We start from the raw sequence: 12,740 nt of genomic DNA on the forward strand, positions 1-12,740 counted from the left end.
ATTGGGTCGTGGCTCATGCCTTCTCCTTAACTTTGAAACGAAGGAGTGTGGCGCGTTCATTTCATCATTGCTAGATGGTTGCGTCGGACGCTTACCAATGATCGACCAGACAATCAACGCTCCATGCGTAAAATCACACAATCTGGTTTTATGCGGTCGAAAAAATCGCTGACAACGATCGGCTACTCCAATAAATGGAAATATACGCCTTTGCCATATGAAACGCGCACTAGTCCAAGCGAACACTAGCCTACACATCACATTAGAGTTTCAACGTGAGCGACTGTTTGATGGCGTTTTGATCGAGGAGACAATTGCGCGAAAAGCCCAACGACATCTACTTGCCGTGCCACCAAAAGTAGTGATATCGCAACGAGCGATGCTTCAACCGCTTAGCCCAAGGCTCAAGTACAGAGACGCCTTCGTCACGCCGCGCTATAGACATGTTTTGCGCCAGCAGACGCAGATAGCCCACCGCGGTAAGTGCAGCACTCCCAGCGTGCACCCGCAGCTATCCACTTATAAATCTAATTATGGCTACGCAATGGAAACTCGGAATCTAGACAACAAACCTTCTCTTTTTTATGCCTAGAAACATACCATCGTCCCAACCATTTTCTTAAACTATTACGATTTATCGGTAACCCTTGTCCATCAAGATACCGCACCACGGCCTCAATTTCCTGTTTATTCGGCTTATACCAAGTTCTTTTTAAATCCCACTCAATTGGCATTGCAAGCCAATATGGGACAGGGTCTTGGTAAATCTGAAAGTAAGAACTGGATAGACGTGCTTTCTTTGCAGAATCTATAAGGTGAACGGGCCAATCGCTTAGCAGCCAACCCATGATTCCAATCAATAAAAACCGCTCTGTTAAAGCGAGCCGCTCAAAGAAGATGCCGTTTACATAGTTTAAAGGTGCGCTCGGCAAATTGAAATTTTCTAAAACGGTACTTCTCAATTTACTGGCATAAGAATTTGAACCAAGCGTTCGGATAAGATGCCTAACACCTTCAAAAAACATCACAGAGGGAACTTCAATCCTTTTACTTAGGGCAACCCAACGATCAAACATAACCATTTCCGCGGTCTTCTGGAAGTACTCAACCCAAGGACCTAAAATGTGGCTCACAACAATTTGACCTTCTATGTCTCGGTAGTCTCGCCCGCATTTTTTGCAAAAAGTCATTCTCAGGTCATCTGGCAATTCAAACGATCCAAAATCTGATTGGTGAAATGTAATTGAAGATCCGCATTGATCACAGCGGTCAATTAATAAAGTTCTATGTTTTGAGCAAATCGTAACGAACGCCAAACGCCAGTTGCGCCGGTAGTATGGTTCGATATCTTCTTTCAAACAGTGCGGACAACATTGGAGTCCAAACAGTGATCTCTTTCTACTTTTGCTACCAATAGGCATAATCCACCGGGCAGCGCCTCTATTGCCATGTGTTTCGTACAAAATACCCTCATAAGTACGCAAGGACGTTTGATTTGCTCTGGCGATAGAAACACCACATTTTTCAGCAACCAAATCAATAACGGATCGACCGGCAAAGCGATCTACATCTTTGCTCCAAACCTGGCTATGAGTACCCCATAATTTTGAGCTCATTGATTCAAGCTTTTCCACGTTCTCCCACGCAATCCGTACTATCCAAGAAGACAAAAGTTCATCTTCTAAGGGCTTAGGTCGCATCAGCCAGCATTCGACTGACATGACGTTTATTCCGCTTTCTTTCGATCGGCTGGATTACGCCACTTAGCCAATCTTAATGTAGATGTAACAAACATTTTTTCGCTTATTTTTTCCTCCCCTGAGAGAATTGCATACTTCGCAAGCGCTTTTAGCAATGCATGTATTTCTCCGATCGTCCCCTGAGACTCGGCCAATATCAATGACGCCAGTCTTTCGTCTGATAATCCAGACTCTTCTTTTAACCCTAACTTAGGTTCCATTGTCTTCAGTAATCGAAGCAGATCATCGTTCAATATCCATTTGGGTAAAAACATGGTGTTAAAGCGATTTGCAATCTGTACGTCTGCTTGCAACGCATTTAAGGTTTCCAGAGTCCCGCTTGCGACGATCGTGATTTGTGTTTCTGAACCAAGATACTTCAGAGCATTAAGAAATTTTCGCTGGCGGCTCGTAGATCCCGCTAAGCAATGCTGAAATTCATCCAAAATGAGCTGTCTTGTTTCCAGTCGATCAAATAATTTTTTTAGCCTACTTATTTTAGATGTCACGGGCTCTCTAGGGGATTCATTGGCAAAAAGTCTCTCTAAAATCACATCATAGAATCGGTTCTCGTCTGGCTCAGGTGGCATTTGTACTTTGACGATTGGCAGAATTGTTTTTCTGTTGATTGGATCGATTGGTACAGCATGCTTTTTATAAAAATTATTTAATAGCATCGTTTTGCCGTTATTTGTTTCTCCAATGACAGCCATATTCGGCATCCTATGCATTTTAGGATGTTGCAGCAATGCCTCTAACTCATTTCGAATCTCGGCGGCTTTCGGATATCCTATCCAAAAAAGATTCTCGAGTGCTTTAATTCGATCTGCATTGCTTATCTCGTCAACAGTCATGTTTATCCTAAATATCCTCAACTTCGTCAAATGGAGTTATTATTTTCGAGAGAGAAAGCGTTGAGAAATCAGCTTCATTCTTTTCAGCTGCTCCAGAATTAGACATAGGTGTAGGGTGTGTCACAATGGTGTGTTGGCGCTCGTTGGCTAGACGAGCACTTTTTTCTCGCTTTGTTAGCTTCACTGCATTACTTGCGATACTTTGCATTTCTTTGTATGCATTGAAAATTTCAGTTTCATCGACGTCCTCCTTACCTAGGTCAGCTAAGTATTTATTGATGGCTCTTAGCTCCCATAAGCTGATTGAAGGGAATGACGTATTCTTATACGGGACTCTGAAATATCGACATAAGTCGGGATCATAAAATAGGATGTAACTGATATCCCGAGGATCTCTACGGATAAGAAATTCTCGCTTCTCTCTTCTCGACTTTGGATCGATAGCACCGATCCATCGGTGTAATACATCAGAGAAGTAATATATTTTATCGACTAAAATTCCATATGGTTGAACACTGCGTCGTTCAAGCGGAAGAAAATCGATTCGTAGCTTTTCATCATCCTGAACTGTAGGTAGCATTCCTATACCAGGTTGGTCATCGTTACCCTCTAGGCTCTGCAGATATTTTTGAATTGGTGGCATGCCCAGTTCGCTATGGGGGCGATGATGATATGCTCGAATCAAATTAAGAAGCCATTTTTCAAAATCCTCCAAAGTCATGGCAGCTTCTTTTTCAGAGTTATATTCGCCACGATCTTGTACATTAGAAAAAGTTGTTCCAGGTAGCGCGTGTACCTCCGACATGAAAGTACCCATTAGCCTCTCAATATGAGCGCCGTACTCTGGCTTCTTAATTTTTCTAAATTTCAGCTCGATTCCGTATTCATTACAAGACATCTTCAGTACATTTCCTCTGAACTCTCTCGCATTATCTAAATGAATAATTCCTGGAATACCTTGGCAGGGCCAATAGGTGTCAATGCCAAACCTCGCTAAAATAGCGTCTTTAGGTAGAATCAAGTTAGATATGCAAATGCCTGTTCCTAACACTCCGGGAGGATCGAAGGCAATATAGTAGCCAGCGACCATCCTAGTATTGACGTCAATTGAAAGCGTAAGCCATGGCCGCTTCAGTGGAACACGGTGAACACGATCAACCAGAATGAGATCAACTACGGTGTGGTCAATTTGAATCAGGCTATAAGGTGTATCTGCCCAAGGTATAGATCCGCGAATAGGGCTTAAGGCAAGGGCAGCATTTCTGCCTCGTCTTTTTGTAGCGAGCGTAAGCGGTGCGATACGCCTGACCCTATTTAAAAAAGTATTTGGGTGAGGAATCGGATACCCCAAATCGCGGCAGAGTATCGTTAATGATCTAAATACTTTCGAGATCTTTAATTTTTGATTAGTCAGTACTTGCTCATTCACCAATTGGGCAATCAATACTTCTACTTCACGGGTCAGTCTTACAGAGCCGTGATCGCTCCGCTTCGACCGAAGAAAGGCGGATACTCTCGCTGTTTTGGAAAATTTATCCATCCACCGATAAATCGTTGAAACACTAACTTGTGCCTCATTTGCAACTTTCATTACATCTTGTTTTGTTCTTGAGCCAACAGCGAATAACGGCCTTGTTAAGCGGAAATGTTCTAACGCTTGCTCCCAATCCTCCGGATTAATTTCATCTAAGTCGAATTCTGGATTCGAGCTTTTTGCAATCCGTGAGTTACCAAATTGTTCAAGGGTAAAATTGAATTCATCTGTTAAATCACCATCAATGTTTACTGCTGTTATAGTTTTTTTTCGCGCACTAATCCTTCTTATACAGTAGGTAACACCGTCTTTTTCAACAACACTACCTGGGTATAGCTCTGGAGAAGGCATATTCATTAGCGTACCTGCTTTTTTAGCCAAATGGCAGTATTCATATTCAGTGGTTTAGTTAAATCTGCAGCAATGACCCCTGAGTGCATCAATTGCCAAATCATCGGAATAAGTTCCAACCTGAATTGACGCGACTCGGTAAGGAAGGATAATAATGATTGAGGAGTTGCCAGCTCTAATTTGCGAAGTGCCTCACGCAAAGCAATGTGTCTGCTCCGATCAAACACTTCGTTTTTAGTCGAACTATTCTCTCTATATCGAGTGAGGAAACGTACGTTCTCGAGATACGGTGTCCATATTTGCTCGTCTGTAATCAATTTAAATCGAAAACCATTTTCTCGCGCCCACGCCATTGCTGCTTTAAATTTTGGTTTAAAGACTTCCCAGTCGCGTTTCAATATTTTTCTCGGCTTGACCTCAAATATTGTTGGTGGAAAAATCGGAAGAGAATCCACCATTTTCGTATGATAAAGAACCAAAATATCTGGCGTATATTTTCTTAATTGACCTTCCTTGGTTTCCCATTGAATGGTGATTGGTTGCACAGCGTAACGAGCTACTTGGTTATCAAACTCAAGTAATACTAAGAAATCCTGTTCCAATCCCGATTCTGCGTCTCGACTTAAACCATTTTTATGTGACGATACTCGCCCAGTAGCGCTGTAATGGCTAGGGCCAATTATTCGTTTTGGCATGAATAACCCCTCAATTCCATCTGAGGATTGCCACTGCTTGGACAGGTTTTGGTTCACAATTTCTGATGCTTGGTTGAACGCTCTTTACAAATAATATGGTATTTTTCATATTGTATATTTTCATTGGGCATTTAAATAGGTTTGAATTTCAAAGGAGCTTTTGTATGACAAAAGCTGTTGGGTATTGTGTAGAGCTTGAACGAAATATCACTCTTGAAGAGGCTCATATAGAGTTTTTCAAACAGCCAGAGGGTAAAAGGAAGCGGTTCACCTTTTGGTGCGGTGACCCAAAATGTCGCAATGAAAAAATTACTTTGGTCGTCGCTGCGTTGTATGACCGAGTCGATGCTTTTGGAGAGAAGTTTAAGTCCCCGTATTTCCGCGGACACGCTGCATATCCTCATATCGCCACCTGTACTTGGATAACGAGACCGGACGTTAAGACATCGAACTCCAAAATCAAAAAAAATATCCCGGCAAGTAAAGCGAGTTCCGTTGTGGCCAGTTCGGGTTTTGTCTTTGATCCAAGAGGGAAAAAAAGTAGCAGCTCGAAACCAAAAACCACTGAGAACGAGGAAACGCTTGAACCGAAAGAGCGAAATGGGAGTGGATCGGGGTCGGCGAAAGGAGGAGACGCTTCGGACACGCAACGCCCAACGACTTCTAAATTCATGTTGCAAGTGGCAGTGACCTATTTGTCGCTTACTGAACATGCTCGCAAGGATATTCCGCTTGAAATAAAAAATATTGCTGGGGGAAATTTTTATAGTATTTGCATACCAGTCCTTGGTTTCCATCCCAGTTTGCAACGACAAAGAATTTACCGGGGGAAGGTTTCTATAGTTGAGCTTGACTACGTATACCTGTTGAAATTTCACTCCAAAATACGCCTGGATGGTAAGAAAACTAGCAAAACTACTTCGGCTGAAATTAAACTCACCAAAAAATGGTTGAATGAAAATGACAGAGCATTGATGGGGACGCTGAACGATGTTGTCGAGGCAAATGCTATTGCTTGGTGTTTTTTCTACACAACGCATCCAATACAAGTGACAAAGACCGTCGCTCGATTTGAAATTGATGATCCCAATTTGATCGCTGTTGTTCCTGAATGGGATATTCCAGAAAAACCAGAAACCCTTGGCGATTAAAATAACTGTCTTCATCACTTAGCCTTTAATAGCCAAATTTGGGAAGTAAGTTCCAAAGCAGTTCTTTTTGCTTGCAAAGATTTTTCCATGCAAGACTGTCACTATCTGGATGGGCAAGTTTAAATATCTCAATTGCTGTGCACAACTCGTTGCTTGCGTCTGCCAAATTGAGAACATCTTGCTTTGTAGTTATATCTTTGTTCATATAGATTCCTTAATAAAAAAGTAAAACAAGTCTGAAATTCAACGCTAATTGCAATGCATTCGCAAATAGCGTTGTGTCGTTCTCATTTAGTAATATTTTTCACATAAAGAATCTGGTCGGTTTGATTTGCCGATTGCTCTAGGCATTTTGGCTGCGTCTGGTCAAATCCCGGGTGATGCTTTAGATCAGTATGAATTTGCAGGGGAATTATCGTTGTCTGGAGAGTTGCGCCCTATCCGTGGTGCGCTAGCGATGACATTTGCGATTTGTAAAAATACCCAAAATCCACGTGCTTTTATTTTGCCTCGCGCTAACGCGGATGAGGCCGCACTGGTCAAAGACGCCACCATTTATCCTGCGGATTCGCTATTACAGGTGTGCGCCCACTTCGCCGGATTTGACGCAGCGGCAAAGCTCAAGCCGCATCAGGTGACTACGGTCACGCAACGTCAGCCTTATCCCGACTTTATGGAAGTGAAAGGGCAACTGCAAGCCAAGCGCGCTTTAGAAGTTGCCGCAGCAGGCATGCATAGTGTCTTGATGGTGGGTCCGCCAGGTACTGGAAAATCCATGTTGGCAGCGCGTTTCCCCGGAATTTTGCCGAGCATGACCGACCAGGAAGCATTGGAATCTGCCGCGGTGCAATCCTTGACAAGCGGCTTCTCGGTCTCTAAATGGAAGAATCGCCCTTTTAGGTCGCCGCATCACACAGCATCTGGGGTTGCATTAGTTGGCGGAGGTGGCGTCCCGCGCCCCGGAGAAATCTCGCTCGCTCATCGCGGTGTTTTATTTTTAGACGAGCTGCCTGAGTTTGACCGTCGTGTTTTAGAGGTCTTGCGTGAGCCGCTGGAGTCTGGTCATATCACGATTTCACGCGCGGCGCGACAAGCGGATTTTCCGGCTAAGTTCCAACTCATCGCTGCGATGAATCCCTGCCCATGCGGATACTTTGGACATGCCAATGGCAAATGCCGCTGCACACCGGACAATATCGCTCGTTATCAGGACAAAATTTCTGGTCCTTTATTGGATCGTATCGATATGCAAATCCAGGTCGGTGCATTGCCTCATCAGGATTTATTGAAACAAGCGGATGGCGAAACGACTGCCGCAATTCATGCGCGGGTTGAGGCGGCTTTTGAGCGGCAAATTGTGCGCCAAGGCAAAACCAACAACCATTTATCGACGACAGAGATTGATCAGTATTGTCAGCCCGACCAAGCTGCCGAACAACTGTTGCGAAATGCCATGATCAAACTTAACTGGTCAGCGCGTGCCTACCATCGGGTGCTAAAAGTAGCGCGTACGATTGCCGATCTTGCCAACGTCGCGCAAATAGGTCAGCCACATGTTGCTGAGGCGATCCAGTATCGCAGGGCTTTAAAAGAGCGCTGAAGATCGCTGAAGAACGTTGGGGGCGAATTAAGAACTGGCTGGAAACAGTGAATTCAGGCTTGTCCCTTGAAATGCGCCCCTTCGCAGCAAGATAAGTCTCATCGTATGCACCGCATTTACTCTATTACCCTGCGCACACCTCTCCAAGGAGCAATTCATGTCCCCCAGCGAAATTCAATTATTGCAAACTTTTTTAACGCAACTGGTGCAAACCCAGGCCTTGAATAAGGATCAGCAGGCACAAAGCATGATTGCCGATGCCACTGCACGCCAGCCGGATGCGGCTTATTTGTTGGTGCAGCGCAGTTTGTTGCTGGAACAAGCGGTGACCAACGCGCAAAGCCAGATCGCGCAGTTACAAGCGGAAAACGCGGAACTCAAAGCCACGCGTGGCAATACTGCCGGTGGATTTTTGCAAGCCACCAATACGGCCTGGGGCAATAGCGTCAGTAGTCCCCCAATAAACTCACCGACCAGCTCGCCGTCAGCAACTACCTCCATCAATGGGACCAGCGGAACAAACGGAACGCCGCTGGCAAACCCGACCGCGCCAGCTCTGGCACCCGCATTTGCGAATCCGATGGCATCTGCGCCAAGTTCAGGCTTCTTCGGCGGCAATGCCGGCAATATGCTGGGTACCGTTGCGGCAACTGCTGCTGGTGTTGCAGCAGGCGCGTTTTTGTTTCAGGGAATAGAGAATTTAGTTGGCAACCATCACGGAATGAATGCAGGAACGAACCGAGAAACCAACCCGGCAGCCAGCCTCAGTAATGCTGACAGCGGATTAATCCCGAATTCCTTTAGTGAAGATAAAACTGCTGCCGATAACAGCAATAGCAGCAACCATGACAGCAACAGTTTGGCCGATGCCAGCGGAATTGACGATATCAGCAGCATGGACGACAACGCTGGTGCTGATATCTTGGATGATATTTAAGCTGGAGCGCTTAATCAGGTCTCGGATAAACCTCGCGGGAAAGCATTTTCCCGTTTTGATCCAGCTTAATTAATACCATCTCACCGGCGGCGGTATCTACCCCAGAATACGCCGAGATATTGACTTGATGCGTGACCAGAATCAACGCTTTTGAGCCTTTGGTTTTGATCGCGCTTTGAATAAACGTCGGTAAATCACTGGGCGCTAAGGCCGCACTATTCTTCTCTTCAAAAGTCGATGCCAGCGCGTTTTCTGGTGTGACTGGTCCAAAACCCAATAGACGCGCCGTATCGTTTGTCCGGCACCAAGGACTCGCATACACCGCCGCAGTTTGTATGCCCTGCTGTTTTAACCACTGACCAATTCTTTTTGCCTGGGTGATACCTTCATCGCTGAGGTTTCTTTGCGTCTTACAATCGCCCAGCTTGAAATTGGCAGGATCACCGACGCCGGGCGCTCTGGTATGACGCATCATTAATAAATAGTCGGGGCTAGCTAACTTAGTTGCTAACTTAGCTGCAAGCTTTTGAGTTGGCTGCGGAGCTGGCTCATTGGTTTGGCAACAGGCATTACCTGCGAAAAAGAGTGTCAAAATTAGGAGTAATCGCTTCCTCGGTGGTTCTCTAATAATCTGGTTTTGAATCAAAATCTGTCAATAAATCTCTATATCAAAAAATATACTCCCTATAGGTATATTTATACTATCCATATAAAGTCTGGACAATAAGCCAATTTTACAAAAAAATAAGGGGAGTATATTCATCTGCTCTGTTTTTACCCAATTATGGAATCGCCAGCAAAGTCGCCTGCAACAAGCCTGCCGCCGGACCTTTGTTGGCCCAGGTCTGGCTTAAATCGACATCGCCGTTGGTGCTGATCATGATCAGGTAAGCTTCGTTTTTGATGTCTATCAAATTGAGTGTGCGGATGCCACCTATCCAGCCTTGGCGCTCGACGATCATGCTGGCGGGTTTATCCGCCTTGGCAGAAAATGGATAAGACCAGACGCCCAAAGCGCCGCCAACGGCATTCGGTTTCACCATCTCAGCCCGGCTGGCTGGGGAGAATAACCTACCCCGGCTAAAGGCCTGATCAAAAGCCAATAAATCCCGCAACGTCCCAAAAGTCGCGCCTGCGGCACCGTAGCTGGCAAAGTTGATGGGGATTTCTGGATTGCCGCTGACGATGCCATGCACATGGCTTAGATCGTCGTAATTTGGCGGACTGTACATACCGGAATGGGTCATTTTGGCGGGATTGAATATCTTTTGCTGCAATAACTTTTGATATTTGATGCCAGTGACTTTTTCTAGCAGTGCACCTAAGACGATAAAATCGCAATTATTGTAATCAAATGCTTCGCCCGGCGCGCGCTGCAAAGGCGCGGCGCAGACCGTCGTAGCGCTCAGTTGCATGTCACCGGATGCTGGCGTACGGGCAAAATAAAACTGCGGTAACTTATCTGGATTAGGCAAGCCAGACATGTGCAACATAAACTGCCGGAGGGTGATTGCCCGCGCTGCCTCGTTGGGGAAATCCGGCCAGAATTTGCCGAGCGGCATATCCAACGCCAGCTTACCGGCATCCACCTGCTGCATCACCATGACCGAGGTGAATAGCTTGGTAATCGAGGCATATCGAAACACGCTATCTTTACTCAAGGCAGGCTGCCCGGTTTGCGGCTCGCCGACGACTTTCTCTAACAAGACCTGATCGCCGTGCGCAGCTAATACCAAGCCCTTAAATCCGTCGGCCTCTAATTTGCTGACTGCGGCCTCAAGCCCGGGATTTAGGGCTGGATCAGATGCGGTATTGGGCGCTGCCAAAGATAAAGGAGAGACCGACGACAAAGATAATAAAGCGCTAACGCATATGCTTGTGACTAAAAAAAGCTTTTTTCGGGACTTCATCAGACCTGACATGGCGACTCCAGACAAGATTAAAAGATCAACTGGCGGCTGCTATGTTACGTCATCAGGACTTACGCAAACCGCCCTAGCCTAGCCACAACCGAGCCACAACTGAACCACAACTGAGTTACAGCCGAGTTGCAGCCGAGTTACAGCCTGTTACTAAATTTGCAGATTCAGCGAGAAAACCATGATAACTTTTTTCCTTGTGCTGCGTTGTAACTAGACGGCAAAGTCGCTTTCTATACCAGACGCAAATACTGCAAAGCGGGCGGGTAGCAAGTTCACATCAGTTTAATTTCATCTGATTATCGATTTACGAAGGTCGATCATGACAACAAATTCTCTCACTCTGGCGCGCTACGGGATCAAGCTCGCTAACATCACCAACATCGCCGGCTTAGGCTCACTATTATTACTGGCAAGCTGCGCGAATACGCCGCAAAACCAAACCACTCAAGTTAATAACGCCCCCGTAAGTCATGTGCTGGAAGCGGCACACGTAGATCCAGACAAACTACTCAACCGCATTACCTGGGGCGCCAATGCCTCCTCCTCACAAGAATTGCGCGCGGCGGGCATGGATCGTTACCTTGACCAGCAATTGCGTGGCCGTGTTGCCATCTTGCCGCCAGCAATACAGGCACAAATTGATAGTATGACGATTACCCAGCGGCCTTTTGACCAGTTAATGCAAGATCTGGAAACCCGTCGTATCACCGCAGAAAAACAAAAGGGTATTGACGACACGCTAGGCAAAGATTACCAACAAGAATTATCCCGTCTGGCGAAAGAGGCCGCAACCAGATCGCTATTGCGCGCAGTGTATTCACAAAACCAATTGCAAGAACAGATGAGCTGGTTTTGGATGAATCATTTTAATATTCATAACGGCAAAGCCAACGAACGCGCCTTGTTGGGCGACTTTGAAGAGCGTGCGATTCGGCCCAATGCTTTGGGCAATTTCCATGATTTATTACGCGCCACGGTATTGCATCCGGCGATGTTGCGTTATCTAGATAATGATCAAAATGCGGTCAATCGTATCAACGAAAACTACGCCAGAGAGTTGATGGAGCTGCACACCATGGGTGTCGGCAGCGGCTACTCCCAAGGCGATGTGCAAGAACTTGCGCGAGTGCTTACTGGATTTGGGGTCAACCAAAATCCGGACACACCGAAGATGAAGGCTGAATTGCAACGACTGTATGTACGCAATGGCATTTTTGAATTTAACCCACAGCGCCACGATTTTGGCGATAAAAAAATACTTAACAAAGTCGTGCATGGTCGCGGCTTACCAGAGTTGGATGAAGTCATCACCTTGCTCAGTCGCCAGCCTGCAACGGCGCAATTTATCAGCCGCAAACTTGCGATTTATTTTGTCTCGGATACACCGTCCGATGCTCTGGTATCCAAAATGGCGCAACGGTTTTTACAAACTGATGGCAATATTCCAGCAGTCTTGCGCAGTATGTTTGAGTCGCCAGAATTTATCGCCTCGCTGGGGAATAAGTTTAAAGACCCTATGCATTATGTCGTCTCTTCAATACGCCTGGCTTACGACGGCAATCCCATCATGAACACTGGCCCGATGCTGAATTGGCTCAATATGCTGGGGCAGCAGACTAATGGTCGGCAAACCCCCGATGGCTATTCCATGCAAGAAAGCGCTTGGGCCAGCCCGGGGCAAATGACCATGCGTTTTGATGTCGCAAAATCGCTGGCAAACAACAATCCTGGCTTATTCAAAATAGATAATCAAGCGGCACCGCCGCGCCCGCCGCAACCTGCATTAGTTAACTCACCTTATGTCAAAAATTGGGCGAATAGCTTCAGCGTGGGAACGCAACAAGCATTGATGCAAGCCAATTCGCCACAAGAATGGAACGCGTTTTTTCTGGCATCTCCAGAGATGATGCGTCGGTGATTTGCTACACGGTTTCACTACACGATTGACAAAAAATTT

The 12,740-nt window shown here is 45.9% G+C and carries 10 protein-coding genes and 1 pseudogene; 4 read left to right on the forward strand and 7 right to left on the reverse strand.

The genetic code is table 11. The features are described from left to right. Positions 1-527: 527 nt before the first annotated feature. Genes AAKU61_RS01780 through AAKU61_RS01795 form a run of 4 tightly spaced genes read right to left on the reverse strand, consistent with a single transcriptional unit; the run spans position 528 to position 5,230 of the window. Positions 528-1,721, reverse strand: coding sequence for a TniQ family protein (locus AAKU61_RS01780; protein ID WP_354329122.1), 1,194 nt, complete (start codon positions 1,719-1,721; stop codon positions 528-530). A 5-nt stretch (positions 1,722-1,726) separates the two neighbouring features. Next, positions 1,727-2,593 carry a TniB family NTP-binding protein gene (locus tag AAKU61_RS01785; RefSeq protein ID WP_354329124.1) on the reverse strand — a complete coding sequence of 289 codons (867 nt, stop codon included), beginning with the start codon at positions 2,591-2,593 and terminating at the stop codon, positions 1,727-1,729. A 7-nt stretch (positions 2,594-2,600) separates the two neighbouring features. After that, positions 2,601-4,484 carry a TnsB C-terminal domain-containing protein gene (locus AAKU61_RS01790; protein ID WP_354329126.1) on the reverse strand — a complete coding sequence of 628 codons (1,884 nt, stop codon included), beginning with the start codon at positions 4,482-4,484 and terminating at the stop codon, positions 2,601-2,603. Beyond that, a complete protein-coding gene (locus tag AAKU61_RS01795) occupies positions 4,484-5,230 on the reverse strand; it encodes a TnsA endonuclease N-terminal domain-containing protein (protein WP_354329128.1) in 747 nt (248 codons plus the stop codon). Before AAKU61_RS01795 ends, AAKU61_RS01790 begins: the two co-directional genes overlap by 1 nt. Before the next feature lie 107 nt (positions 5,231-5,337). Between AAKU61_RS01795 and AAKU61_RS01800 the strand changes: the two genes are divergently transcribed. Further along, on the forward strand, positions 5,338-6,324 hold the full coding sequence (locus AAKU61_RS01800) for a hypothetical protein (protein ID WP_354329131.1): 987 nt from the start codon (positions 5,338-5,340) through the stop codon (positions 6,322-6,324). Positions 6,325-6,349: 25 nt separating this feature from the next. Here AAKU61_RS01800 and AAKU61_RS01805 read toward each other — a convergent pair whose 3' ends face one another. Next, positions 6,350-6,529 (reverse strand): hypothetical protein, encoded by a 180-nt coding sequence (locus tag AAKU61_RS01805; RefSeq protein ID WP_354329133.1) that lies wholly within the window; start codon positions 6,527-6,529, stop codon positions 6,350-6,352. Positions 6,530-6,634: 105 nt separating this feature from the next. On the opposite strand from AAKU61_RS01805, the pseudogene AAKU61_RS01810 reads away from it, so the two are divergent. Then, a pseudogene (locus AAKU61_RS01810) lies at positions 6,635-7,924 on the forward strand (YifB family Mg chelatase-like AAA ATPase); the annotation flags it as partial. A 157-nt stretch (positions 7,925-8,081) separates the two neighbouring features. Beyond that, positions 8,082-8,861 carry a DUF2076 domain-containing protein gene (locus AAKU61_RS01815; protein WP_354329135.1) on the forward strand — a complete coding sequence of 260 codons (780 nt, stop codon included), beginning with the start codon at positions 8,082-8,084 and terminating at the stop codon, positions 8,859-8,861. 10 nt (positions 8,862-8,871) lie between these two features. Here the strand turns inward: AAKU61_RS01815 and AAKU61_RS01820 are convergent, their stop codons facing one another. Further along, positions 8,872-9,453, reverse strand: a complete 582-nt coding sequence (locus tag AAKU61_RS01820; protein WP_354329137.1) for a histidine phosphatase family protein — start codon at positions 9,451-9,453, stop codon at positions 8,872-8,874. 190 nt (positions 9,454-9,643) lie between these two features. Continuing rightward, positions 9,644-10,783, reverse strand: coding sequence for a serine hydrolase domain-containing protein (locus tag AAKU61_RS01825; protein ID WP_354329139.1), 1,140 nt, complete (start codon positions 10,781-10,783; stop codon positions 9,644-9,646). Between the two features lie 319 nt (positions 10,784-11,102). Here AAKU61_RS01825 and AAKU61_RS01830 point away from each other — a divergent pair, with 319 nt between their 5' ends. Then, positions 11,103-12,701 (forward strand): DUF1800 domain-containing protein, encoded by a 1,599-nt coding sequence (locus tag AAKU61_RS01830; RefSeq protein ID WP_354329141.1) that lies wholly within the window; start codon positions 11,103-11,105, stop codon positions 12,699-12,701. Positions 12,702-12,740 lie beyond the last annotated feature (39 nt).

This window comes from Undibacterium sp. GrIS 1.2, assembly GCF_040544435.1.
GTDB lineage: Bacteria > Pseudomonadota > Gammaproteobacteria > Burkholderiales > Burkholderiaceae_D > Undibacterium.